Genomic DNA, 25,769 nt, shown 5'->3' on the forward strand with positions numbered 1-25,769 from the left:
TTATAAAATTATAACTGTTCCTGAATAGGGGACAAATAACAACAACTAAATGTTCCCATCTGACCCCATAAATCCTTTTGATAGTTTGCCGAATGAAATACTGCAATATTTGCTCCGCTTTACCAATCATCAAGGCATGTTAGTATGCAAACGCTTTATGGAGGCTGATAGAGAAGCAACCAAAAATGAAGCGCAAGAGTCATTCAACGACTACCTAATAACACGAACGATAGACTTTGGCTCAGTAAGTCCTCTAAGAATAATACATTTTATAACTGTTTTTGCGCTTAATGAATTACCCAAAATATCTGATTCAGTCGAAAAAATGGCCAGTATCGGTATCTTATTATTGCAATTGTATGAAGTGCTGTATTTCTATACCAACAACAATCAGCTTAAATTCACACTTCCACGCGAACCGGACGTACTAGCAAGTTCAGCATTGGCAGTTTCTTTTTTTATTACTTCTAATGATGAGAGTGATTCGCTAAGAACCTCTATTACAGAACAAGACATTGATAAGATCAAAGACGATGTAAGTGATATGCTGGCTTTTCTTACTGGCGCAAACTCAGAAAAAAAAATCAAAACAGATCATTTTAATGAAATTGTTACAGGAATGATGCACGATTTCAAAACAGGCATAAAGCACGCATTCGATAATCTATCGGACTGTAATTTACGTTTTTTTAGCTTTACCGCTCCTGAAAGTAAAGAGCGGATGATTTTACGCTTGATGAATCAATGTGCTTCTATACTTGAAAACCAGTTCCATACACCTCAGCCAAGTTGTATTCTATTTTAATCTTGTTTGATAGATGCAATCGGTGAATAACTCGTTCTGGCACTGTTCAGCTTCGTCGGGCCTTGGCCCGACCTTGAATTATCTCAAAAGCCATTGGTTAATCGCCTCTTTAGTTTCATCAATTACATCAACTAACTGTTTATAGAGTGGTTCAAGAAATTTGACATAGCCAGCTTTATGATATAGTTCGAGATATTGGCATGCATGGACTAATTTAAAAGCACCACAATAAACTAAACCACCCTTCATTTTATGGGCAAGTTTTTCGATTGTTTCCCATTCTCCTGCAGCATATGCCTTTTCCAGTGCTTTAAGAGTATTGGGTATTTCTTGTTCTATCATAAACTTTAAAGTCTTATTGAATAAGACTGCATTATTACCCAAACTGGTAAGTGCGCTATGAGCATCAAATAATGGAAAAGCATCTAGTTTAAATAGTTCTTCTTCAGTATCTGACAAATCAAGACCAAGTTTTTTTGTTTTGTTTTTGGGGGTAGATCTTTTTGCTTGCATTGTCGTTGATTGAGTTGATGTCAGATAGCTTGATTTAATTTTTTCTAGAGTTTCTGAATTTAATGGCTTGGTAAAGGCGGCATTCATTCCTGCTTGAATGCACTTATTTTTTATTTTATGTTCATCATGACCTGTTAGTCCAATAATCAGAACAGGTATTCTGTGATGCTCTTTTTCATACTTTCTTATTCTTCGCGTTAGCTCAATACCTGATAACCCTGGAAGTCCTAGATCTGTAATAATTAAATCAAATGTTTCTGCTTTTACTAAATCCAGCGCACTTTCCCCATCACCAGCACTGCTATAGCGAAAACCTGCTTGGTTAACAATATTTTCAAGGGAGAGCAACGCAATGTGGTTGTCTTCAATAAGCAATAACTTCGGTGCATTTGATGGGCGTTTATTTTTTGCTTCGGAACGAGTAATTTTTAACTTTCTCTTGTTATTTGATAGCATTTGCTTAGGAATGCTGTCGCCAATTTTTATTAAAAGATCAAAATAGAACGTCGTCCCCACACCAGGCTCGCTCGTTAATAGGATTTTTCCACCTAATAAATTTGCATAAGATTGTGCGATGTGTAAACCCAGGCCGTGCCCCCTATATACCCCTTTACGTGAAGGGGTACCGCGAAAAAATTTATCGAATACTTTACCTTGAAGAGTGTAGGGAATACCTGCACCCGTGTCGCTGACACTAAAGTGAAGTAAAGCATGTGTTTTCATGCGCTTGAGGAGTTTTACCTCAATCGTAATTTGACCTGCCTGAGTAAATTTAATTGCGTTACCAAGTAAGTTTAATAAAATACGACGAAGTTTCAGGTGGTCACTTACCAAATAAGGAGGAGTGTTCTCATCGATATGGGCTTTTAAATCAATTCCTTTTGTTATAGTAGAGGGGCGTACGAGTTGTAAGACTTCTTGAGTAACTTGATTTAGTTCAAAAAGTTCTTCGTGTACTGCTGATTCATTTACATTTTCTGCTGAAACGGTATCCAATATTACGTTCAACATATTTAGAAGTTGTTTTCCGCTATCGCTTAACCATTGAGCGTATTGTTTTTGCTGCGGATCCTGGACTAGGTTCTCCAGCAATTGAGACATTCCTATAAGCCCTGTTAGGGGGGTTCTGATGTCATGACTCATATTGGCCAGGAATTCAGTTTTTAAACGATTTTGTAGCTCGAGCTCTTTATTTTTGCTAAATAATTGTTCTTCAAGCTGTTTTTGTTCTGAAATATCACGTACTGCGGCTAATGCCAACAAACCTTCCTCGGTTTCCAATGGACTTAAACTAATCTCAACAGGAAATTCATGCCCCATTTTATGCTGCCCATATAACTCCAAGCCTGCGCCCATAGGTCTTACTCGTGGTTCAGAAAAATAATTAGTACGATGACCGATATGATTCTTATGAAACCGTTTAGGTATTAAACATTCCACATATTGGCCGATTACTTCATTGGGTTTGTGCCCAAACAAATTTTCAGTACGATTATTAACCAAGACAATTTTCCCCTCATTATTAATAACAACTAAACAGTCAGGGGTGGCTTCTAAAATGGATTTAAATTTTGCTTCGGCTTTTTTACGGATGGTGATGTCTCGTACGGCGGCGAGAGCAAAAGTGCCTTCATCTGTTTTAAGTGGACTTAAGCTTATTTCTACGGGAAACTCAGTGCCATTTTTTTTTATGCCAAATAATTCTAATTCTGTACCCATAGAACGTGTCTTGGGCATAACAAAATAATCATCACGATGATGTACGTGTTTTTTGCGATATCGCTCGGGCATTAATCGCTCTACATACTCACCCAATAACTCAGTACGCGCATACCCAAATAAATGTTCAGTTTGGCCGTTAACTAAAACGATACGGCCTTTATTATCAATAATAACCAAAGCATCTGGCATTGATTCGATGATGCTGGAAAGATGAAGAAAATAAGATAGTTGATTGTTCATAGTTTCTCATTATCAGTTGAGCGGCTTTTTGCTTTTTGAGAACATTAAAATGTCGGGCCAAAGCCCGACTTGCTTATCTCTGTTTTATTTCTTACTACGTTTTTAATACAGAAAAATAGGAGCTATTTGCTGTATGATGTTCTGTAACATCTTCCAGATGATGCTCGCTTGTATGCTCAGCAATTTTCATCATTGCTTCATTTTGTACGGCTGCCATTTTTTTATGCGTTACTTTTTCAAAAGTGCCGATTTTTTCTGGATCTTGCTTAGCAAAAAAAAGTCCTTGCTGTTGTCCTTGTGCTAAGATTTTTGCAGCTTTTCTAATTTCTACAAAATCTTTAGCACCTTCGTCTATCCTCTCAGGTAATGAAGGCGATCTAGGGGTTCCTCCTAAACTCTCTGCTATAACCATTGCATCGAAAGGAGCACCAATTATGCTATTAAAATTCGTTTGATTTAATTTATTTGAATTGGCCAAACATGTAGCTGCAGTGGCCAGGGTTTTGACGTACTTCAATTTTGGCATTAACTTATTAAGATTGGGTATATCTAAGAGGTTTGCTGCTTTCATAGCTTCGAATAGTTTAATCAAAGAATCATCCGTGAGCTCAGCTTTACACACTTCAGTAATAATTGAATGAGAAGATTGTTTCACTATCCCTTTATAGGCATCAGGTTTACCATTTAAATTATGCAAGAGGAAATTTTTTTGTAAATACTCAAGAACTTGTGCTACCTTGTCCGCATTTTGGGGATATTTAACTATTCCATCATAGGCTGCGCGACCTGCATGGTTTAAACGGTTTAACTGAATCAATGCCTGAGCTAATTCAACAGCATGTTCAGGATGTGAACGAATAATACGGCGTGTTTGCTTATTGAAACACTGTTCCTTTCTGAGTTCTACTATCGCTGCAGCAACTCTATCAGGGTATTTAGAGGCAAAAGCTAAATCCATATCCTCTTTTAAGTGTTCATCATTTAAAAGCCCCACTGCTTTGACTAAAGCAATACTTTCATTAGATCGGGCAAATAGTGTTTCTAATACAAATGGAAGTAATTCAGGTTTGAATTTTATTTCCATCAACATACTTGTAGCACTTTCTAAATCAACTCCATTTCTATCGGCACTTAAAATGTATTTCAAGTAGGGCTCTAGTTCCCAGCCAGCTTTTTTGAAATTTTTGATAATCTCTTCTGCTCGAGAGCATTTATCGAGTATGTTATCGACGGCAAATAACCGATTCAAGCTCTCTTGTGTATCAGGAAGAAGCTCCAAAACTTTATAAAAATAATAGGGATTTTGCAATTTCAGGATCGCAATAATATTATCTCGATTGAGTAATTGCGAGTTAGTCCTTTCCAACACGTCTAATGTCTTTTTTATAGAAACAAGTTGTTTTGCTTCACTTAATAACAGAACAACATCATCTGTATTAATTCCGTAACGGTTAAGAAAATTTATTAATTCAAAATAAAGGCCAGCATTCTCAGAGAGCGCAAATTTCTCAAAACAGTTGAACATCTCTATTAATCGTTCCTGATCTGACATCATTTCTGCAGCATGAAACATGATAGTCATAGTCGAAGGCGAAAGTTTACTGCCAATAGAAATCAGTAATGGTGTTAATAGATTGGCTTGCTTATGATTTTTCTCAATAAATACAATATTTTCTGCAGACAGTTGTTTGTATTTTTTTAAGCTTTCTAATGTCTCATAACCACCTAGACCCTGAACAAGGTCTCTAAAAATATGACTACTCAATGCCTCTCCATCCCTATCATTTTTACCTAGAAGAATGGCTGCTAATTCTAGAAGCAAAGGGGGGGATAAAGTATTGACACCTTGAAGTTTGTTATTACAGAATTCGCGCAACTCTTTAATATGTGGCTCATCTTTGAGTATTCTAAAGTGTCCTTTGTTTTGATCATAGTAGTTAATTTGGTTTTTTATGGTTTCTGCTTTCATCTCAATTCCTTTTGTTGTTCACTCCTGTTACACCTAAAATAATAATACTGTAGCAACAAACAAATAAATAGAAAAAAAAGATAAGGAAATTTTGTGAGCTTGAATTTGCTGCAAGCAACCTAGTCTATGTGGATATAGTTATCAGATTAAGAAAGATATGTGGTAATTTTCCCCTTATCCTAACCCTAAGAGGATCGGGTAGGGTGAGGGGGAGGTTTTTATGCCAAGCCTATTACTAATATGCCGATGAAAATTAAAAGTCCACCAATGATGACTGAAAGATTCACGTGAGCTTGATTAAATAAAAACCAAGTAAAAATAATGGTAAATATGGGATAAGTTAATTCGACGATACCTGCAATGGTAGCATTTTTAAGATTGATGGAAGCGGCGATAAAATAACTGGCGATGAGCACGATTGCTATCTCGGCTATAGTTAATAATAGTAAACAAGAATCTGTTGTTAATAGTTCAACGTCTTTTTTCATAGTAGTGAAAAAAGAAATGCAGGTAAACAATACAGCACCTATTGTCATTTCCAAAGCCAATAGAGTAACGGGTGAGATACTGTTTAATATTTTTTCAGCCAAGGCATAATTAAAACCCCATAAAATGGCAGCAAAAATAGCAAATGTGAACCACATGATTAACTCCTGAGAAACAGATTTTTCTTATTATTTTTAAAGTGGACAAGCTTTTTAAAGCAATCTGGAGCTTAAAAAGAATGATTATTATAACATCAAATAGATAAAAAATCAATCACATAGGGTTTATGCTATGAACGTATGGCCAAATGAAATTTCCTGGCTCACTGCTTTGGAGGATTTAAAAAAGTGTACTTTTGACCTTGCATTGGGCATAGATAGAAGTCTATTGAGGATTTGAATCTCTGACCTATCTTTTAGGAGGATATTACCGCTTAATCGAACTATAAATTGGTAAAAACATATGATACATGCAGAGGATGGTTGCTGCATCAATTCGAACAGTACATAAAAAAGCTGCTATACTTTACCTACAAAATGTTCAAAATATTCATAATATTGCATAATAGAATAAAAATGAAAAAAACACATAAAACCATTAACTTAGGGCTTCAAGGTGGTGGCGCTCATGGTGCTTTTACATGGGGTGTTTTGGATTATTTATTAGAAGATGGGCGTTTAGATATAGAGGGGTTGAGCTCCACTAGTGCGGGAACAATGAATGCAGCAATATTGGCGCAGGGTCTTTTAAATAATGATCGTGATGAAGCTCGGCAAGCATTGTATAATTTTTGGGAAGAAATTAGTAAAGTTAACAGTCTAATGTCTTTTAAACACTGGTTTGGTGACTCTTGGTTTTCTTTAGATCAATTTAGTTTGGATCATTCACCATTTTATTTTTGGTTTGAGATTATTACCCACTTGATGTCGCCATACCAATTCAATCCTTTTAATTTAAATCCAATGCGTACTATTCTTGAGAAAAGCATCGATTTTGAGGCGTTAAGAAAAAGGTCTACTGTAAAGCTATTCGTTTGTGCTACTAATGTGGAAACAGGTAAAGTTCGTATTTTTACTAACCCTGAGATAACTGTAGATACTTTACTTGCTTCAGGATGTCTTCCATTTCTATTTCAATCGGTCAAAATTAAAGATCAATATTACTGGGATGGTGGGTATATCGGTAATCCAGCAATTTATCCACTAATTTACAATTGTACATGTCAAGATGTTGTGATTGTACATATAAATCCTATAATCCGCTCAGGTCCACTTTATCATGTAGGTGAGATTCTTAATCGTGTAAATGAAGTAAGTTTCAATTCCTCGCTAATGCGCGAAATGAGGGCAATAGCTTTTGTGACTGATTTGATTGATAGCAAACAAACAGAAGGACTTGATCTTAAAAGAATGCATATGCATTCTATTCGTGCAGATGATGAAATGACGAAACATGATGTTTCTACAAAACTTAATGCTGATTGGGACTTTTTAGTCTATTTACGTGATCGGGGACGACTTATTGCTAAAAAATGGTTTCATGATAATTTTTCTAAAATAGGTAAAGAGTCTTCGGTGGATATTCGGAAGGAATTTCTTTAGTTGATGTCTGAATTTACCTAACCTCATACTACGTCAGGGCACGTGCCTTTTAATTTCTGCTATAATTATTTAAAGTTTTATAACTGCATGATTTATGGAATAAAAATGAGGCAGGCACATAAACTTATTAATCTTGGACTTCAAGGAGGCGGCGCCCATGGTGCGTTTACATGGGGGGTTATAGATTATTTACTCGAAGATGGCCGTTTAGATATAGAAGGGTTGAGTGCCACAAGTGTTGGTTCAATGAATGCGGTAGTTCTTGCACAAGGCTTATTAAATAATGATCGTGATGAAGCACGCCAAGCACTACTTGATTTTTGGTATGATATTAGCTGCAGCCAGGGTTTTTTTTCTCTCCATTCATGGTTTGATATACCGTGGATGCGGACTCATGAGTATAGCCTAGAAGGCTCGCCATTTTATCACTACTTTGAATTGATAACGCAAATGTTCTCCCCTTATCAATTCAATCCATTCAATATCAATCCAATGAAATCAATTATTGAAAAAAACATTGATTTTGATGCCATTAGAAAAAAATCAAAAGTTAAACTTTTTATCTGTGCAACCAATGAAGAGACATGTAAAGTTCGCATTTTTACTAATCCTGAATTATCGGTAGAAACTATTCTTGCCTCTTCTTGCTTACCGAATCTATCTCAATCAATTGAAATAGATGGTCAAAAATATTGGAATGGCGGATACATTGGTAACCCAGCTATTTTCCCTTTAATATATAATTGTGGCAGTCAGGATATTGTGATTGTACATCTAAATCCAATATATAGACGAGGAGTTCCACACACTGCATCAGAAGTTCTTAACCGTATTAATGAAATTAGTTTTAATTCAACCTTATTGCGTGAAATGCGCGCTATTGCATTTGTTTCAAAGCTACTTGATTTAAAAAAGGATAAAAATCTGAAACTAAAAAAAATGCGTATACATTCCATTCGAGCTGATAAGGAAATGGCACATTATGGGGTTTCTTCGAAACATAATGTAGATTGGGATTTCCTCTGCTACTTACGGGATAGAGGGCGTCTGCATACTAAAAAGTGGCTGAAACAAAACTTTTCTAAAATTGGCAAAGAATCTTCAGTTGATATCTATAAAGAATTTCTCTAAATTGTTAAGCAATAACAGGGCTCCAAGTGTATTCTTTTTTTAATTCTGAGCAGTGGCTAAGAGCTCATTCATAGGCCTAAATATGGACTTTGAAGAGCTCCTGAATAATTTATTTCCACTATTTAACTTAAATAATTTTCTACGACCTCACCATAAGGTAACGTCAAGTCAGTGATAAAATGAGCTACAGAAACAATTTTTTTCACTGGAAAATTGGCAATTGGTGCTAAACAATGAGGATGTAATTCTAAACTTCCTGGTCCCTTCCATGCCCCTTTTACAGTAATGTCTTGCAAATAAGTCCTGGTTAATTGATTAATCTCTGGCGTTCCATCAACACCAGGGATATTTTTAAGCAGAAAGATAGGTTTTTTCATCGATTGAAGAACAAGTTGTTGATCCAGCGCATGGTGCTTATAACCCATGGTTGCTGTGGCAATGCGAATGCTCCCATAATCAAGTATGCCAATCAAAACATCTTCTTCAACAAATAGTTTTGGTTTCGCTAATTTTTTTGGGAATCCCCATATTTCTCTTCCTCCTGCTATAGGTGCATGGCAATCAAGAAACATTGAAATAGTAAAAGTTCCTTCTTCACCCTTATAGCGGACGGGAATGACTTGTCCAGACTCAGTATAATCGCCAAATCCTGTTGAGTCTGGCATGCGGATAAATTCAAATTTAATAATAGGTTCTAATAGTTCTAATCCTGGAGGTAAAACCTCTTTTAGTAAGTCTGTATCTGTTTCATAGCTAATAATGAAGAATTCCCGGTTAATAAATCGATAAGGGCCACACGGATAAGTATTAATCCATCTGGGAGCTGGCATATTAAATTCATTGTTTATTGTGCTCATCAATGTTCCATCCTATGCAATAGTGACACACATTAATTATGTGCAATGGTTATAAAATATTCAAATTGATTTGCTAATGATGATTGGGCCAGCGTGTGCAGTGGGTATTGCTGCATGTCTTAACCCTTTAAAAAACGAGCTTTATGGGAAAAGGGTAGGGATTATTTTTTGTGGTAGTAGTATTGATATCAGTACCTTTTGCGGCCTTTGTAATTAGAAAACTGGAAGATAACTAGAATTTATTGGTTATTTCAAATTTTATAATTCTTATGTAATTAGGGAAAAAGCCGCAACTTGGTTGTGGCTAGAGAACTCCTATAAATAAATCATTCTTATTGGCATAAACAACACCCCTTGGAATCTGCCTTTATACTAAATTTTTTTTCTTTTTTTGATGAGTTTGCCAGCTCTTCTTTATTATTTTGCTCATTAAATAAAGACAATTCACTGAGAGGGCTTTTTCCCTTAAGATGGTTCTTATCTTCGATGACTCTTTTAATAAGACTGGCTATTTGATCATTATTTTTTAAAATAGCCCATGCTTTCGCATCTTTATAGAGTGCCTGAGCTAACAGGGAGTAATTGGAGAGATATTCCTGAGCAAAGAAATGAAACATCAACTTATCCTCACTTGCTTCTCGTTCAATCAATAGAGTCGCTATTGTTTTCAATAAGTCATGGTGTTCCGAAGACAGTAATCCTATTCTTTTGATTGTGTGAAAAACAGCAATCAATTCCTCAGAACCTATTAAAGTTCTTAAATCACGCAGTACGAGGAATAGAAGTTCAAAATGGCTTTCAGGTTGCTTAAATGAAGTATGAGCTAGTGATTCTATGAACTTATTCAGAGCTTCTTTCGATAAATCTTTTTGAATGTAATAGTTTACAAGAAGAGCCATGAAAATTTTGGGGTAAATGTATTGCAAGACATCAAAGTCTGAAATAATCGATAGAAGCGTGGTTTTGTTTTCTTTTGCAAAATCTGGAGTGGTGGTGAGTAATTCATTAAGCTCGACAATCGCTGGAACAAAACCAACTTTTATTGCTTTAAGGATTAAGACAAGTTCAGGTTCTTGTGCTTGGCACACTACTCGATAGCGATTTTGATACCAGGCAACAAGGTCAGGATTCTCTTTTGCTGCAACCTCCAACAATGTAAGTGACAGTTTCGTGATGTCTTCATCATGCCAATAAACTACTGCAGCAAAAGCAACTGCAGGCACTTGGGTGCTTAATTCTTCAAGTAAAGCAAGAGCAGATCGATCGCCTTCTTTTACCTCTTGCATTAATATCGCAAGCGCTGCTTTTTGCTCATCACCACTGGTCTCTACAAGGGTGAGTTTGACTTGCAGCAGGTGTAATACTTTTTGCAATTCCTTAGATCCCTTATCCTGGGACTCTAAAGCAATCTTTAAATAATGGTGTGCTTTAACAAAGTTCTTGGTATGAGTAAAATATGCAATCAGCTCTTTTGCGATTTCACCAATCCCCTCTATTTGCTGCTCTTTATCGTCTTTTGTGGCTAACAGGGTATCAAACGCTTCAATTGCCTGAGGCGTACCTTGCTTTAATGACTGTACGAGATAATTGATCCCCTGTTTAAAATAATAATTTGCCTCTTGTTGGGCTCCAGGTTTCGCATCAGGCTGCTTGGCTTTGGCGTTCAAAGCGGTAGCGTAATAGTAAGTTAATTTGCCTAATTCAGCTAGAAAAACAGGGTGTTCCTTTACAATAAGCTCCTTAGCCTTTTGTCTGCATGGCCCTTCATTCACAAAGAAATATCGGTAAAGCTTTATAAAGTCATCGGGTTTGTTTGCAACAAAATGGAATAAATTAAACGTCTCAGGCATGTTCTCATCATTATTGGGCTCGATTTTTAGTAAATCGTTCAGTGCATCAAAAATCTTAAAGTATACACGTGCCTGTAACGTTTTTGACATCGCAGCCCCACCGCTCAACAGTAAGAAAAGATACATCAGCTCAAGTTGACTTAATGACTCAGACTGCTCTTGTTTATTGTTATTATTGGAAATGGGCTCTGCTTTCTCATCAAAGAAATGATGGCCATGATCATATAAAAATCGCGTGATTTTAGCTGCTCCTGCAAGATAATGCTCTAAATCCGAGGGAGCATTTTGATTGATTGGAAACTCAGAATATGTCTCAATGAGAGCACTTATAAGCGTATGAAAGGACTTGTACGGACTTATTTTTTTTAGATAGGTTACTTCGGAGGCTACAGTATTCAATGCCTCGACCGATTTGAGTAAATTATTCCGGCTTTCTTCTAGACTTAATTTCAGCGCACAAAGCTTATTACAAAGCAAAGGTTGGCTTTCTTGCTGTGCCTGTTTCAGTTGCTCTTCAAGGGTTTCAATTTGGGTTTGCAAATTCCCCACCATCGTACTGATAGTATTCGCTTGCTCCTTTGTTGCTCCATTTATCTTTGTATCTTTTATAAAATTATCCAGTTGTAGTTTTTGGGTCTGGACTGAGTCAGTAAGTTCGACAACAGACTCTAGATCCAAAACAGATAAAGTCTCAAATTCTTGAATTAGCAACTCAAGTTGCTTATTCATCTTGTCGGGGTATAACTTTAAGGCTCGCTTTAACAGATTTACCAGAAACTCAGGAGGGTGTTTATGCTCATCTAGTTGCTTTAGTAACATGAATAAATCAACAGATAGATTCAGTTCCTCAAAGGGGATAGCAAATCCAAGCGCTTGACTGAGTGTTTTTTTTACTGCTTCAGGATAATTGGTATCTTCACTTTTACTAAATCCAATCTCAGGATTGAGTAGGTTTGTATGGATATCATCCCAATGAGTTACACCTGAATCCTCGTCAACCCAATACCATATTTGCCCATTATGGACCCCAATAACTGTCGCGAGTTCTCCTCTAGGTGTCATGATTCTATCTAAAAAATGAATCCCCAATTGTTTGGTTGCCTCAGCACTAATATAAAAAGAGAATACTCTGCCAGATTTAGTCCTGAGTTTAATCTCTGAGACTGGCTTAATACGATTTAAGATTTCAATTTTTTTTTGCACAATTTCACCTTGATTACCAAGAATTAGGAAATGACTGAGTTTTATAAAGCAGTAAAATATCCAATACTTACCCCAATAGGTCATTATAAAATCAATTTGGATTATTATAATACGGTATAAAATACCCTATTTTTTTCATAGAAAAGAATCTAAGCTAGGCGAGAAATAAACCAATGAGATGCAATAAATGACAGTGGGGAGGAAAAAAATACAATATATTTCTGTTTTACAACGTACTTGCAATTTAATTTTAACAAAGAGGATTTAAAAATGCCAAGTTTATACTTTAAATTAGAGCCAAAACTACAAAATATTATAGATAAATATAAGATAGACATTATTAATGATTGTGGAGAGTACAATCGAGGTGCGGATATGGTTTTTTTCTTTTTGCAGCCGGGGGCAGATCGAAGTGAAATTGTATGTGCTATAAAAAATATAATGAATGATTCTCGATTTGTTCAGATTGGAACTAAAAGCGGAAGAAATGCTGCTGGTGATGCTTTAATAGCCTATGCAATCAATCGACACATGCAATTGCTAGAAGAAAAAATCGAAGAAGAAACAGTAAATAGATCGTCCGCACATCACATAAAGCAAAAAATTGAAGCAACTCCCCTCAAGTTTTTTTCAAAGTCTAATGGTATGGAAGTATCAGAGGAATACTTAACAGATGAGAATATGGCTGCTACTTTTGCCCATAACAAAAAAGGGATGTAAGTAAACCCTATTGGCAAAAGTTAATCGTCAATATATTTTGCGTAGGCAGCCTGCCTGGAGCAGGAATGATAATTTCATCAAGCTTTGGGGCAGCTGGCCTTCCCGAGATATCTATAAAATTAGGTTAAGAAGCTTTTGCGTCAAAATGTGTAGCAAATTGCTTTACATCAACTAATGTTCTTCCAGCAATACTCCATAGTTGTACTTGCTCTATTTGATTAATGCAGTAAGCCGTATGTTGGGGGAACTCCATTGGGAATAGAACAATCATAGTGCAGTTTATGAAATTTTTATAATAGAAGATTAATTGCTTTTTCTATTAACTCTGATTTTGTATTCACAGACATTTTATTTTTTATGTTTTCTAAATAATGTTCAACCGTTCTTTTTGAAAGACCTAATATTTGTGCAACTTCACGTGTATTTTTACCACGGATTAAAAACTGTAAGCATTCTTTCTCGCGTCTAGATAAATAGATATTTTCAATTTCTATGCCAGGAATATTCATGCTCGGGGCTAACAAGTCCAACAGACGAAATTGCGCGATATGATTCATTGCCATAGAAAGAGATTGTTTGTTTAATATAACTGAAAAACCGAATAGTGCACTCACTTCATTCGTACCTTCGAAAAGAGGAAATATAAATGTAAGTGATTGGAAGATGGCTCCATCTTGTCGTAAAACATCCTCATCAAAAATTTTAAAATTTTTCTTTGTTAAAACTTCACAATCATTTGCTCGTAATTCACAAGCACATTCATGTGTCATAGATTCAAATGGTGCTTTGCCGATCGCTTCGTTCAATGAATTATGTCCTAATAGTTCTAGAGTAGGCTCGTTGCCATCTATTAACAAACTATTTTTATCTAAGAGAAATACATTAAAATGAGATTGAGAGAAGAGATCTGATAAGGTCGGACCTTTATATAAGTATCTCATCGGGTGTACATTTTCTTGAGAAACTAATTTTACCCCTGTAGAAAAACGTTGGATGATCATTTCTCGACTAATATTGGGTGGATTTTCGGTATTTTTCATAAAAATTTGTCAGACTTATGTTTGTGTAAAAATTATACTGATTTAAACTTAAGAAAATATTAGGCTCAGACGTACTGGTTCGTTCTGAATCTCTGAGTTAATAGTTCAATTAGAGCAGGGATATTCTTGTTTATTTTTTTGTACTGCCATTTATTACGTCTCATGGGTTCATTTTTTCTCTAATTTAAATTCTTATCTATGAAAAAAACAGGGTATTTTATACCGTATTTTCATCATTTAGCTGCTGTTTATAATCAATGTATAGTCTTCTACTCAGCTTATCTCAAGGCTCATAGGTTTTTCGCTTTTTTTGTCGTCTCTACCTTCTCTGTTGAGGTTATTCATGCATTTAGGCATTAAGTAGTTTGTTCTTTTATGTTTTTTTATTTTAACAATTCGTTATTTTTATAAATTTGTTTTTTATAATGAAAGGAGTCTTATGAACAGCAAGAGTTCTTTAGTACTTGCGTTATCCACAAGTCTTGCAACTGCTGGTGCATTTGCAGGTGCTATGGGTCCTTTAGTCCAAGAGCCTAGATGGTTTTGGGTAGGCACGCTCAGCGCGGGACCTGTTTGGGAAAGCGGGGGTAAAACGCAAACGTTCTATCTTACACCTGAGATTGAAAAGACTTATGCAGCAAATAAGTCAACACATGTGTTGTTTGATGGTGAGTTTTTTCTCGGTTTACAAAAAAAACTATCTCCAATGGCCCAGGGGCAGCTTGGTTTAGCAATTGCTGCCACCAGCAATGCGAACTTTTCTGGCATGATTTGGGATGACGCAGATCCTGAGTTTGACAATTTTGCTTACAGCTATAAAATCCAGCACACTCATGTTGCAGCCAAAGCAAAGCTTTTATTCGACCAAGGTTATTGGCTCATTCCCTGGATAAGTGGCAGTATCGGCGTTGGTTTTAACCGAGCTTACTCCTTTGATAACACCCCAACGATTTTTGAGGCGCTACCCAATCCTAATTTCGCATCTCATACAGAAACGACGTGTACCTATACGGTAGGTGCAGGCGTGCAAAAAGCCCTTAATGTCCATTGGCAGCTTGGGGTAGGTTATGAATTTGCAGACTGGGGTAAGAGCAATTTTGGTCGCGCTGCCGGGCAAACATTAAATAATGGACTGACTTTGAGTCACCTCTATACCAATGGTGTGTTATTTAACCTTACTTATCTTGCATGAGGATATGGATATGAAGAGTCGAATGTTTATCAATAAATTACTGACGGGGGTAGTGGCGTTTTTGATGATGGCAGTAGCCTATGCAGGTACTCCTTTATGGACATTTACACCGGATCCACAATTTCCTCCTAAGGTATCTGTGAGCTCAACAGGTACTGCCACGGTGAAATACACAGTGACAAACAAATCAAAGAAAAAGCACACTTTAGTGATACAACCTCAAGAAGGAGTCAGTCAAACTCAGCCCTGTCAACTTGAGCCCAAGGGCTCTTCAAACTCCTCATGCACGCTTACCTTGACCATTACGGGAAGCGCATTGCCTTCTCATGGTATTTCAGGTGGCCCTGTTCTTTGTCAAACCAATCCTGATGGGACACCCAATCCCAGTCAGTGCTATCAACCAAGCTTGGCGAATAGCTTGAATATTACAATTTCAACTGCGACCTTGGTTTCGCTTACAGTGAATCCGCCTAATGCACAAGTCGTGCAAGGAACAACTCAGCAATTTACTGCTATGGGTATTTTTTCTGATGCCAGTTCTCGGGATTTAACTTCTTCGGTAACCTGGTCCTCATCTAATAATTCAATTGCGACGGTTTCCAATACTTCAGGAAGCAACGGACTGGCCAACGGCATTACCTCGGGTACCGCGACCATCACAGCAATTTCGGGCTCTGTCTCGGGTACTGCTTATTTAAACGTGACGAATGCCACTTTGGTTTCGATTGCAGTCACCCCAGCTAATCCATCGATTAGTCAAGGCACAACAAAACAGTTTATTGCAACCGGGGCTTATTCTGATGGCACCATGCAAAACATTACAAGTTCTGTGACCTGGTCTTCGTCTAATAATTCAATTGCGACGATTTCCAATGCACCAGGGAGTAATGGTCTTGCAACGGGAGTATCCGTTAGTTCGACGGCAATAACCATCACAGCAACCATGGGCGCGGTTTCTGGGAATACGGGATTAACCGTCGTGGCAGCTCCCTTAACAACCTTGACCTCAAGTATCACCTCTTTAACACTTTCAGTAAACGATTCGACAAATGCTGCCGCGTTAACGGGCACGCCAAGAAGGATATTCATTATTAATTCAGGGTTTAGCCCTGCAATTAATGTGACCTACAGCCTATCATCAGCATTGCCTATGGGTAGTAGTATATCTCCTCTAGAGTGTGGCGATATTCCAGCTAGGGGTACCTGTGAGCTCACTATTACTCCTGGCAGCATGCCCACCGTCGCTTCAATAACACTGACCGTTTCCGGGGGTAATACCAATACGCTAACACCTCAAATCAACATACTGACTTATGCTAGTGTGTATCAGGGAGGGTATGTTTTTTCTGTAGATGATACAACTCCTGATACAGGAAGCATTAGTGGTAAGGTGGCTTCTCTTGTGGACCAGGCCAGTAGTATCATCTGGAGCTCAAACAGCTCTGGAACTTATGATGGTGGCATCAGTATTTGGGGTATAGCGGATAATTCTACTGCAACAAGTCCGTCTCCTAATGCAACTTCCCCAGTAGGCCAAACTGCCACACAATACACCGGTCAATTGAACTGTGCTGGCAAAACGGATGGCTCCTGTGATACCAATAATATATATGTGTATTATCAAAATGATGCAACCAATGCGCCAATTAATCTCTCATATTATGCTGCAGGGTTATGCAAGGAAGCGATCAATGGTTATGCCGATTGGTATTTGCCAGCGATTTGTGAGATGGGGTATGGTTTCTGTGGTTTCAGCACTAATCCTACGCTGCAAAATATGCAATCCAATCTTGTGGATTTTAATAATCTACACTTGCTTTCTGGCAGTTACTGGAGCTCTACCGAGTTCTCGAGCATCCCTCAGACCGGCGCGTTTCTCCAAATTTTCAACTTCAGTGGTGGTACCCAGCGCGGCGACTTTAAGAACGTTCACTACGGTGTTCGCTGTGTGAGGGGCTTTTAATCCATAAATACCAACTGGATCAACAGGGACGGACCCGGACCGTCCCCATCTCATTACTGCTTATTTTTATTCAAGTGAAAGATTAAAATCGCTTCGTTCCTCTGAAGCTTGACGATTTCTTTCGGACTCGTAACGATTAAATAATGTTGCTCTATTTCCACTAATCACATGTATTTTTTTGAGAACATCTTCTGAAGTGGGCAATTCAATGTCTTTAGTCATCGAAAAACAACCTCCTGCATAATGCATGACTGAATCATCGCTACTTACTTTTGGAGGAATACCCGCATGCACCTCATTCCCCGGAAAAGATAAAGAATCCCCACAAATATGTGTTGCTAAATTTTTTTCGGGTTGTGCGGCTAAGGGAGCACCAATACAGGTGTTAACTTCTATGGTCCTTCCATGCACATTAATCGTTTTGGTTTTACTTCTATGTCCTATTAATAAAGCATATTCGCGATCTGCAGGATCACTGAATTTATCAAGTGCGGAAGGAAAATTCATTAGATTAATTTTTTTAATTTTTGGTAAATCAAGTTCGGTGAGTGTTTCTTCCAATGCTTCATAAAATGCACGCTCCATAGGATATAATAACTCTTGAATGGCAAATGCACCCAAACTCATCCCTTTAACTGCAAGTGTTCCTTCTTCGCTTAAATTGATATCAGCAAGAAGTAATAATTGACGCAGGTTATGTTTTAAACGGGTTTTATAAGCATCAACATAAAAAAGACCTTTACCAAATACGGGACTATAAAAAGCTATTGTATTCGATTGGGACTTATCTAAACCTGATAAGGCATTATCCTCTCCGTATATAACAGAAAGTGCAGAGTTAAATCCAGGTTGTTGCACTGCTAAAGCTTGGCGTGATGCGAAATGAGCGGCCTCTCCCTTTGAGTTTTCAAAACGGACGCACGCTAATACATCATATTGTAAACTAAGGCAATTCCGGAACTCTGGCGCTGCAAGATAACTTATCGATACAGGATAGGGATGGGCATTATTCCATTCATCGAATAGACTTCCTCCTTGTAAATTAAGGGCATGAAGAATGGGGGAGAACTCTGTTCTTCTCCCATCTGAAAGAGGTAGAAAATATGCATGTGGTACAATTAAAGGGCTTACAGCAGCTTCTTCCAGAGATAAATACTCTTTATAAACCAAATCATCCTCAGCTGTACCAATGGATTCTAATAAATTTCGAGCAGACTTGTATTTTTCTTTTCTCTTTTGATATGCTTCAGCGAATTCAGTAGTATGTTCACGCGGCATTACGAGTCGACCATCCGAATATATCGCCTTAAATTTTTTGGTTACTAATCGGGATAAAAAACCAGGGTACTTCATTTCTTTATATAAATTACCAAGCGGAGAATTTTCCTTCTGCTTCGCTAAAAAAAATCGTTTTAGGACCTCATTATGATCTTCGAGGATATAAAACCTATTTGAGTCATGAAGTTGTTGAATTAATTTTAATTCTTCTCCCTCAATATTCATGTCTTTAAGTTCCAGTTTTGTTAAGGAATTTCGCATGATTGGAGCTAAAGGATGCTGTAGTGGTGAAAAAGGAAATATTTTTTGTACGCTTCTGGGAATAGCTTTGGTCATTTGAAGATTTGTACCCAGTTTCGTCCTTAATGAGGAAACATTTTTATGTATCATGCGCATCACTTTATCCTTGTCTGGTATGAAATTGGTCGTTATTTTAACTTAATTTAAATATTTTGTTCCAATTAAAAAATTAAAGCCTTGAGGAGACACAAGGCTTTAATTAAAGTTATTAAGACAACACTTGGATTCTTGGCTTGTCTTGTTCAATACATTGTTCTAAGCCTGTTTGACAAATTAAATCCTTATTTTTCCTAAGAACGCATTCAGTGAGGTAATTCAATGCACAAGGAATCTCCCCATTTTTTATCTGATCTAAAGTGAGTGTCGGATCCTTTTCAAATAATGGAGCAAGACAGATTGTTGCTTGAACATTCGAGATAGCAATTGTAAGTACTCCACCACTTTTTGCTGGCACTTCAAGAGTAAAACCATCTTTATGTGCAGAAATACAAGTATACGTTTTAGGAGCTACCTCATTTGCCACACTAACCCATAAATCTCTTTCATAAAGCGGTAAACCCAATAATTCAGACTGCTTTTTCAAAATGTTTTTATATTTAGCATACAGTTCATCTGCTTTTAAGATATCTATATTTTGGGAATTTTCGCTGACGTAGGTGGCAAAATCATCAAAAGCGATTACTTTATCAATCTCGAGTTGCTGATATTGTTTCATCTTCTCGGATGGGATAATGCTTAGCTCAAATATGGATTGTCCTGTGACATCAATTTTTTTTGCTTGAGTTAAATCATCAACGTGAATCATATTGGATGATTTTTGATTTATGATGATACAATGATTCATCGGAAAACTTAGATGAGGCACTATCGTTTCACATTGATATGAAAATATAGAGGTACCATACTCCTCTCCATCCAAGGCGATATCATATTCAACATCCCATGCGTCGTTACATAAAACTTTGTATGCCGCACCAATTAATGCAATGCCCGGAAATTTTGATTTTTTTGCTGCATCAAGTCCAAAACCTAGAGCAACACTAGGACAATAGGTAAATGAATGGGCTACTTTTGTGTTTCCTTTAATTATAGAGAAACCATTAACATGCGCATCCATAAGCTCTCTTTTGAGCACAGGACTTAAATCTTCAGTACAGGTAAGTCCTTTAGCTTTCAAAAAGCGAGCAAGACTAGGGCGCATTGCCCTTACTCCTAATCCTGGGTAGTCTAAACTACCAAGACAATGTTCTACTGAGAATCCTCTGAAAATTGTGGGCTTGTTTTCTGCAATCAAGCGAATACCATGTTTTTGTTTAAAAAGTCGTAAAGCCGAGACATTATGGGAGTCATAAGCTGCTCCAACAATTCGAAGACTATTATGAGTAGCACTACGTTCGAAAAAGCTACCCGGATTCAACCACATTTTTAGTTTCATCTTTAACACCCCTTAATATCAATATGTAATCTGAATCTCTAGACATGGTGAAAAACTACATATCTAATAATCCGTGTTAATAGATTACAAAATTTACATTAAAGTAAAATTAAAGACAGATAGAAAAAATATTATACACGCCATAAATAAATTTATAGCTATTACTTAGATGAAGTATCGAAAAGGAAACTATGGTGGGGACGGTCCGGGACGGACCCCTACAGAAAGTAGCAAATATCAAATAAATCTGAGCAGGATATCAGAAAAATCCAGTCCTTATGTAATAACCAGTCCCTTTTGTTGTAGGGATTAATAGCAATTTGTTTCTTTTTTATAGGGGTCCGTCCCGGACCGTCCCCCTGTTGAGTGTTTGTGAAACCAAAATAATGACCTGCTTTGCGGATCAGTTAAAACAAGTCCGAAAGAAAAAGAGGATAAAGGGCTAAAATGTTAAAGCCCGAGAACACCTGACTCCATTCTGATTGTCCTTGCCGGTGATGAGCTGATCGTTTCCACCACCGGAGGCAAATAAGTTATACCATGCACCGACCTGTGCACCGAATGCGGCTTCAGTGGAGCTCCAGTAGACGCCTACAGGAGTACTAAAACCACTAATATCTATTAAGCTAGATTGGATGTTTTGCAACGTCGGTGTAGTTGAAGTGCCGCAGGAAGGAAAACTGACTCCATAACCCATCTCACAAATCGCGGGCAGGTACCAATCGGAATAATTAGCAATCGTTTGCTTGCATAATCCTGCGGCATAGTAAGCAATATTGGTTGGTCCTGCAGATGCCATAAAGAGAGCGGAGCCTCCGTTTCCTAGTGTATTATTGGTAATGAATTGATTATAAAATGTTAGGATATTACCTGTATTACAGGCACCATCGGTGCTTCCATTGCACATGGAAAAGAATGCAGCGGTAAAAGGGTTTGAATTGGTGTAGGTACTTGCAAAAAAGGAAGCAAATATGGCATACGTGGGTGAGCCGGTTGAGGACGTGGATGTCTGATCAATTCCAGGAAGTGTATCATAGCTTACATCAACAATGTCAGAACCCCCACTTCCCCCACCAGTGCCTCCATTTGAGGTCCATACAATACCATTTGGAAAAGGAAGGGCTTGGTCGGATGTTGTGACGACTTTACCGCCCACACTGCCTGTACTGGGCGTTGTGTCATCTAAAGCATAGACATAACCACCTTGATAAATACAGCCATAGCTCAATACTACAATATGGCTCGTTACTGCCGTGGCAACATTAGTGGCGCTCACTGTAATCGTGTCTGGTGTCGGCGCAATCCCTGTATTGCAGCTCGATGTGGCATTGCTACCTGGGTTAATTGTAATAGTACATGCATCACCTGCAGCTAAAGTAGTTCCGCAGGTGGATGTCGCTGTAGTTGTTAGTGTTCCTCCTGGCCAGGTCGGATAGGCAATGGTTAAGCCAGTAGCCTCATTTGTTCCGGTGTTTTTAATCGTAATTTGTCGTGCATTTCCCGTTAGGGCTGAGTTGAGTGATGGATTATTGACTGATAGTGCCAATATGGATGGAGACGGAATACTGGTACTTAATGTCGTAGCGCCTGGTTTGGTTGTACGCGTAATAACCAAAGTGTCACCGGGGCTTGGTTGATAGCATTGATTAGGATTTGGGGTGCCATTAGCTTGGCACAGAATAGGCCCTCCTGAGACAGTATTTGCAGGCAAGGCACTCCCATTAATGCTTAAGGTAAGTGTGCACGTGGGGTTAGGGTTTGTAGGGCTTTTAGCCGCAAGCACGCACGGACCTCCTGACTGGCTAATTCCAGTTGGGGTCTTGGCGGAAAGCACTAACTGGTGTGGTTTTTTTGAGTTATTGGTTACGGTGTAGCTTACCGTAGCTGTTCCCATAGCGCTCACGGTCACCACAGGGCTTCCATTGGGGCTGAAACTCCATACAGGAATGCCTGCATGGATTGTTGTTGTGATAATACAAAAGACACCTAAGCTAAATCCTTGATTCGTTAAACATAATCGTTTCATATTTATATCCTTATGCAATATAGGTGAGGTTAAATAAAAACCGTTGGTGTAGAGGTGATTCAGGGCTAATCCCCCGTTGAGTGTTTATAATAATACCAGCGATTTAAAGATTACAGCAGTATCTGGAGACATGCATAGTATAAACCGAGTTACTTTGGCTCTGATGTCTTTGTTTGGTTATGATTTCATGCCGCGGTTCGCCAAAATAAACAGAAAAGCTGACAAAAAAAATGACTGTCGCACGTAGAGCTAGAACGGCCCCGCTGTCTTCGGAATAGACCCTTATTTATTGGCGTCCCGGAGAGGATTTGAACCTCCGACCTGCCCCTTAGGAGGGGGCTGCGCTATCCAGCTGTGCCACCGGGACTTTGATTGACGGCGTAAGTCTACCGTTATCCTTGAAAAATAACAACTTCAGCATGTTGTGATCATTTTGATTTAAGATGAAAAATGAGTTAATTATGAGCATTATGAGTGTTTATTATGGTATACTAGAATGCCATTTTATTTTGAGTATGCGTAATGGACACTTTAGATTTAAAATATCCATTTCATTCTGCCTGGAATTTTTTATGGCAAGTCATTAAGCCTTATCGATGGTGGTATGTTTTAATGTTTCAGGCGCCAGTGCTCACAGCGTTTTATATTTTTGCTAATAATTACACCTTTAAACTTCTGGTTGATGCGTTTTCTAACGAATCAATCACTTCGTACTATCAATTGGTGTTTCCCATTGTGCTGTTTATCACAGCACAAATTGTGTTGGATGTTGTTTGGCGTATTAGTGATTTTGCTGAGTGGAAGGCTGAGCCACATGCTCGGCAAAGATTATTATCTTCTGCATACAATTACGTGCAACACCATTCTTATAACTATTTTCAAAATACCCCTAGTGGCACGGTAATTAGTAAGCTAAAAGGCTTATTGGATGGATACGATAGTGTGTTCGCTAATCTCCATCATATTGTTGGAAAACATCTTTGCGTGGTCGTTGTTTCCGTTTTTGTCCTGCTGATTGTCAATTTCAGCGTGTTTTGTTTCATGTTGGCTTGGTGTGTGGTAGTTATGGTCATCATGCTTCCCATGGCGCTTAAATTGAATCAGCTTTCTAATGATATGGCTGAGAGCAAACACCAAGTTATAGGTTCTTTTTCAGATAATATTACCAATATTTTCTCTTTATTTTATTTTGCAAAACGACGTGCTGAGCATCGCCGTGTGAATGAGCTGATGTCAGATGATTTCGTGCCTCGGCAAATTGCACTTTATCAGTATGATTTTAAATTTAATGTCGTTGGATCACTACTTTATTGGTTTATGCTGATTGCCATTTTTATCTTTATGATTTATCTACGGACACATGGTGCGATCTCTACAGGAGACTTCCTGTTTGTCATGCTGACTGCCATTGCTATTTCTTTTGACTTATGGGCACTCATGAGCAGCCTCTGTACTTTTTTAAAAGAAATAGGAGATTTCAAATCATCGTTTAGTATTTTAGCTATGCCGCATGATGAGATTGATGATTCTAATGCTCAAACTTATCAGATTCAGCAGGGTAAAATTGAGTTTCGGCAGCTTTCTTTTGCATACAGCGAAGGAACAGCTGTATTTAAAAATCTTAATTTATTAATCAAACCTGGTGAGAAGATTGGGTTGGTTGGTCATTCGGGTGCTGGTAAGTCAACTCTAATTTCTTTATTGCTCAAGAATTTTAAGCCTACTGAGGGGCAAATTTTAATTGATGATAAGTCGATTTTCGAGATTACTTCGGATTCTTTGCGTCAGCAAATAGCGCTTATTCCCCAAGATATTATGCTTTTTCATCGTTCTATTGGAGAGAACATTGGCTATGCAAAAGAAAATGCAACACTTGAAGAGATTAAGCGCGCTGCTGCTATGGCGAATATAGATGATTTTATTGAATTATTGCCAGAAAAATACGATACCCTGGTTGGTGAGCGTGGTGTAAAGCTTTCTGGGGGACAGCGCCAGCGTATTGCGATTGCACGTGCCTTTTTGAAAAATGCATCAATTGTTGTTCTGGATGAAGCGACTTCAAGTCTGGATACGCTCTCAGAACAAGAAATTCAACAATCGATTAATGCTATGCTCGAGCAAAATAAAGCCACGGTCATAGCAATTGCTCATCGATTGTCTACCATTCGACATATGGATCGAATTATAGTGATGGAGGGTGGGGCGATTATTGAAGAAGGGACTTTTAACGAATTAGTAAATAACAAACAGAGCTATTTCAAAATGCTTTGGGACAGTCAAGTTAATGGGATGGTTCTATAAAATGGAAAATGACTTAAATTAAAGGGTAATCGAGATGTTACACTCGATTACGCTTTATATTCAGCTTACATTGTAGAGCTTGATTCTACTCTGCATAACAATATATATCGCTTCCACCAGGAATGCCCGCTTGGAATACGACTGCATTGACACCGACAATATCTTTTTTTTCTTTTAAGCAACGATAACCTGGATAAGTATAATAATAATCACCTTCAGGTAATGTTACTCCTTTTTCAATGGTATAAGTATGTGCTTGTTCATCTACAGTGACGGGAACACTTTGCCAAGATTTAGTTTGTGTGATGATAACACTGTCATCTGCTAATGCTGCTGTAGTGAATGTTAACAGTAGTGCTGTAAGTAATATGCTTTTCATTTTGGATCCCTCCCTCCCTTCATTGACTCATAAAAAATTATCCTTATTATGATGCCCTATTAATTATAGTACAAAAAGTTAAAATATTAGACAAATCAAAGGGTTAAATGAATTTACTCAGGCAATTTATCCCCCAGATTGGGGGATAAAATTAATTAAAAATGTCCATGTCTGTTGTGGCCGCTATCGTGTCCATGCGAATGCGCACTATCATGTACTTGAACTGTACCTTGAGTTGAAGGATGCCCATGTGAGTGATCGCTACCGACATATACTGTACTGGCACCATAATAAGGATTAGGGGTATCATCGTAGGCAGGGGAATAAAAACTATAGTTTCCATACCCTCTATACCCAGGAGTTGTGGTCGTTCTTACTGTAGTGTACGTATTATTGTTACAACTGAATAAAAAGGGCAATACGAAAACAAGTCCAATCGCGACAAATGCAATTGGAAATACGGCAGGTGCAAACATAAGGACTGATGTAAGTAATGTTTTCGCGGCTATTGCTGTTGTCGTTGCTGCAGCAGATTTTAGTGTTACTGCGGCAATAACTCCTGCGGTTACTATAGCTGCAGCAGTTAGTGCTGCCATGCATTTAAGTAAAAAGCTATAATTGGTATCATCTTCCTTATTTTTTGCCATACGTCACCTCCTGTGTTGTACCAGATTAAAATAAACTTGGAATTGAAAGATATTTTATTGAGTGCAATTGTCGAAATGTCATTTTCGACTCTTTAAGATTTTACTATAGGC

Annotated in this window: 19 protein-coding genes and 1 tRNA gene; 8 read left to right on the forward strand and 12 right to left on the reverse strand. The window is 37.8% G+C overall.

All coding sequences use genetic code 11. The features are described 5' to 3' along the window. Positions 1-136 precede the first annotated feature (136 nt). Complete coding sequence (locus Lstg_RS09485) at positions 137-805, forward strand: hypothetical protein (protein WP_238585407.1); 669 nt, start codon at positions 137-139, stop codon at positions 803-805. Positions 806-883: 78 nt separating this feature from the next. On the opposite strand, the gene Lstg_RS09490 is transcribed toward Lstg_RS09485, so the two are convergent. From Lstg_RS09490 to Lstg_RS09500, 3 genes are all read right to left on the reverse strand, one after another. After that, positions 884-3,280, reverse strand: coding sequence for a PAS domain S-box protein (locus Lstg_RS09490; protein ID WP_058477422.1), 2,397 nt, complete (start codon positions 3,278-3,280; stop codon positions 884-886). Positions 3,281-3,374: 94 nt separating this feature from the next. Then, the gene (locus tag Lstg_RS09495) at positions 3,375-5,249 is read right to left on the reverse strand and encodes a hypothetical protein (RefSeq protein WP_058477423.1); all 1,875 of its coding nucleotides are present in this window, start codon (positions 5,247-5,249) and stop codon (positions 3,375-3,377) included. Positions 5,250-5,467: 218 nt separating this feature from the next. Continuing rightward, entirely contained in the window at positions 5,468-5,893 is a 426-nt protein-coding gene (locus Lstg_RS09500) for a DMT family transporter (protein ID WP_058477424.1), read from the reverse strand. Between the two features lie 417 nt (positions 5,894-6,310). On the opposite strand from Lstg_RS09500, the gene Lstg_RS09505 reads away from it, so the two are divergent. Together Lstg_RS09505 and Lstg_RS09510 are read left to right on the forward strand one after the other, a co-directional pair. After that, complete coding sequence (locus Lstg_RS09505) at positions 6,311-7,336, forward strand: patatin-like phospholipase family protein (RefSeq protein ID WP_058477425.1); 1,026 nt, start codon at positions 6,311-6,313, stop codon at positions 7,334-7,336. Positions 7,337-7,441: 105 nt separating this feature from the next. Next, on the forward strand, positions 7,442-8,467 hold the full coding sequence (locus tag Lstg_RS09510) for a patatin-like phospholipase family protein (protein ID WP_058477426.1): 1,026 nt from the start codon (positions 7,442-7,444) through the stop codon (positions 8,465-8,467). A 122-nt stretch (positions 8,468-8,589) separates the two neighbouring features. Here Lstg_RS09510 and Lstg_RS09515 read toward each other — a convergent pair whose 3' ends face one another. After that, complete coding sequence (locus tag Lstg_RS09515; protein WP_058477427.1) at positions 8,590-9,324, reverse strand: acetoacetate decarboxylase; 735 nt, start codon at positions 9,322-9,324, stop codon at positions 8,590-8,592. A gap of 332 nt (positions 9,325-9,656) precedes the next feature. Next, positions 9,657-12,377, reverse strand: a complete 2,721-nt coding sequence (locus Lstg_RS09520; protein WP_133129168.1) for a hypothetical protein — start codon at positions 12,375-12,377, stop codon at positions 9,657-9,659. Positions 12,378-12,647: 270 nt separating this feature from the next. Between Lstg_RS09520 and Lstg_RS09525 the strand changes: the two genes are divergently transcribed. Next, complete coding sequence (locus Lstg_RS09525) at positions 12,648-13,097, forward strand: hypothetical protein (protein WP_058477429.1); 450 nt, start codon at positions 12,648-12,650, stop codon at positions 13,095-13,097. A 290-nt stretch (positions 13,098-13,387) separates the two neighbouring features. Here the strand turns inward: Lstg_RS09525 and Lstg_RS09530 are convergent, their stop codons facing one another. Further along, positions 13,388-14,137: a PAS and helix-turn-helix domain-containing protein gene (locus Lstg_RS09530; protein WP_058477430.1), complete on the reverse strand. Its 750-nt coding sequence runs from the start codon at positions 14,135-14,137 to the stop codon at positions 13,388-13,390. Between the two features lie 439 nt (positions 14,138-14,576). Between Lstg_RS09530 and Lstg_RS09535 the strand changes: the two genes are divergently transcribed. Together Lstg_RS09535 and Lstg_RS09540 are read left to right on the forward strand one after the other, a co-directional pair. Further along, positions 14,577-15,329 (forward strand): outer membrane protein, encoded by a 753-nt coding sequence (locus Lstg_RS09535; RefSeq protein ID WP_058477431.1) that lies wholly within the window; start codon positions 14,577-14,579, stop codon positions 15,327-15,329. A 10-nt stretch (positions 15,330-15,339) separates the two neighbouring features. Further along, the gene (locus Lstg_RS09540) at positions 15,340-17,292 is read left to right on the forward strand and encodes an Ig-like domain-containing protein (RefSeq protein WP_058477432.1); all 1,953 of its coding nucleotides are present in this window, start codon (positions 15,340-15,342) and stop codon (positions 17,290-17,292) included. A 66-nt stretch (positions 17,293-17,358) separates the two neighbouring features. On the opposite strand, the gene Lstg_RS09545 is transcribed toward Lstg_RS09540, so the two are convergent. The 3 genes from Lstg_RS09545 to Lstg_RS09555 form a co-directional block, all read right to left on the reverse strand. Next, entirely contained in the window at positions 17,359-18,966 is a 1,608-nt protein-coding gene (locus tag Lstg_RS09545) for a hypothetical protein (protein ID WP_058477433.1), read from the reverse strand. 112 nt (positions 18,967-19,078) lie between these two features. Then, positions 19,079-20,305 carry a hypothetical protein gene (locus tag Lstg_RS09550; RefSeq protein WP_058477434.1) on the reverse strand — a complete coding sequence of 409 codons (1,227 nt, stop codon included), beginning with the start codon at positions 20,303-20,305 and terminating at the stop codon, positions 19,079-19,081. A gap of 442 nt (positions 20,306-20,747) precedes the next feature. Further along, on the reverse strand, positions 20,748-22,331 hold the full coding sequence (locus Lstg_RS09555) for an Lcl C-terminal domain-containing protein (RefSeq protein ID WP_058477435.1): 1,584 nt from the start codon (positions 22,329-22,331) through the stop codon (positions 20,748-20,750). A gap of 76 nt (positions 22,332-22,407) precedes the next feature. Between Lstg_RS09555 and Lstg_RS18175 the strand changes: the two genes are divergently transcribed. Then, entirely contained in the window at positions 22,408-22,578 is a 171-nt protein-coding gene (locus Lstg_RS18175; protein ID WP_082650823.1) for a Tn3 family transposase, read from the forward strand. A 43-nt stretch (positions 22,579-22,621) separates the two neighbouring features. Here Lstg_RS18175 and Lstg_RS09560 read toward each other — a convergent pair. Continuing rightward, positions 22,622-22,698: transfer RNA gene (locus tag Lstg_RS09560), tRNA-Arg, on the reverse strand. A 155-nt stretch (positions 22,699-22,853) separates the two neighbouring features. Here Lstg_RS09560 and Lstg_RS09565 point away from each other — a divergent pair. Next, a complete protein-coding gene (locus Lstg_RS09565) occupies positions 22,854-24,632 on the forward strand; it encodes an ABC transporter ATP-binding protein (RefSeq protein WP_058477436.1) in 1,779 nt (592 codons plus the stop codon). Positions 24,633-24,717: 85 nt separating this feature from the next. Here Lstg_RS09565 and Lstg_RS09570 read toward each other — a convergent pair whose 3' ends face one another. Next, on the reverse strand, positions 24,718-25,011 hold the full coding sequence (locus Lstg_RS09570; protein WP_058477437.1) for a hypothetical protein: 294 nt from the start codon (positions 25,009-25,011) through the stop codon (positions 24,718-24,720). Between the two features lie 155 nt (positions 25,012-25,166). Continuing rightward, positions 25,167-25,658 (reverse strand): hypothetical protein, encoded by a 492-nt coding sequence (locus Lstg_RS09575; protein ID WP_058477438.1) that lies wholly within the window; start codon positions 25,656-25,658, stop codon positions 25,167-25,169. Between the last annotated feature and the right edge of the window lie 111 nt (positions 25,659-25,769).

Origin of the sequence: Legionella steigerwaltii (assembly GCF_001468065.1) — a bacterium.
Taxonomy (GTDB): Bacteria; Pseudomonadota; Gammaproteobacteria; order Legionellales; family Legionellaceae; genus Legionella; species Legionella steigerwaltii.

Excerpts from the sequence above, each read along its gene's own strand:
- Lstg_RS09485 (WP_238585407.1), top strand. The coding sequence starts at position 137 with ATGTTAGTATGCAAACGCTTTATGGAGGCTGATAGAGAAGCAACCAAA.
- Lstg_RS09490 (WP_058477422.1), bottom strand. The coding sequence starts at position 3,280 with ATGAACAATCAACTATCTTATTTTCTTCATCTTTCCAGCATCATCGAA.
- Lstg_RS09495 (WP_058477423.1), bottom strand. The coding sequence starts at position 5,249 with ATGAAAGCAGAAACCATAAAAAACCAAATTAACTACTATGATCAAAAC.
- Lstg_RS09500 (WP_058477424.1), bottom strand. The coding sequence starts at position 5,893 with ATGTGGTTCACATTTGCTATTTTTGCTGCCATTTTATGGGGTTTTAAT.
- Lstg_RS09505 (WP_058477425.1), top strand. The coding sequence starts at position 6,311 with ATGAAAAAAACACATAAAACCATTAACTTAGGGCTTCAAGGTGGTGGC.
- Lstg_RS09510 (WP_058477426.1), top strand. The coding sequence starts at position 7,442 with ATGAGGCAGGCACATAAACTTATTAATCTTGGACTTCAAGGAGGCGGC.
- Lstg_RS09515 (WP_058477427.1), bottom strand. The coding sequence starts at position 9,324 with ATGAGCACAATAAACAATGAATTTAATATGCCAGCTCCCAGATGGATT.
- Lstg_RS09525 (WP_058477429.1), top strand. The coding sequence starts at position 12,648 with ATGCCAAGTTTATACTTTAAATTAGAGCCAAAACTACAAAATATTATA.
- Lstg_RS09530 (WP_058477430.1), bottom strand. The coding sequence starts at position 14,137 with ATGAAAAATACCGAAAATCCACCCAATATTAGTCGAGAAATGATCATC.
- Lstg_RS09535 (WP_058477431.1), top strand. The coding sequence starts at position 14,577 with ATGAACAGCAAGAGTTCTTTAGTACTTGCGTTATCCACAAGTCTTGCA.
- Lstg_RS09540 (WP_058477432.1), top strand. The coding sequence starts at position 15,340 with ATGAAGAGTCGAATGTTTATCAATAAATTACTGACGGGGGTAGTGGCG.
- Lstg_RS09545 (WP_058477433.1), bottom strand. The coding sequence starts at position 18,966 with ATGCGCATGATACATAAAAATGTTTCCTCATTAAGGACGAAACTGGGT.
- Lstg_RS09550 (WP_058477434.1), bottom strand. The coding sequence starts at position 20,305 with ATGAAACTAAAAATGTGGTTGAATCCGGGTAGCTTTTTCGAACGTAGT.
- Lstg_RS09555 (WP_058477435.1), bottom strand. The coding sequence starts at position 22,331 with ATGAAACGATTATGTTTAACGAATCAAGGATTTAGCTTAGGTGTCTTT.
- Lstg_RS09565 (WP_058477436.1), top strand. The coding sequence starts at position 22,854 with ATGGACACTTTAGATTTAAAATATCCATTTCATTCTGCCTGGAATTTT.
- Lstg_RS09570 (WP_058477437.1), bottom strand. The coding sequence starts at position 25,011 with ATGAAAAGCATATTACTTACAGCACTACTGTTAACATTCACTACAGCA.
- Lstg_RS09575 (WP_058477438.1), bottom strand. The coding sequence starts at position 25,658 with ATGGCAAAAAATAAGGAAGATGATACCAATTATAGCTTTTTACTTAAA.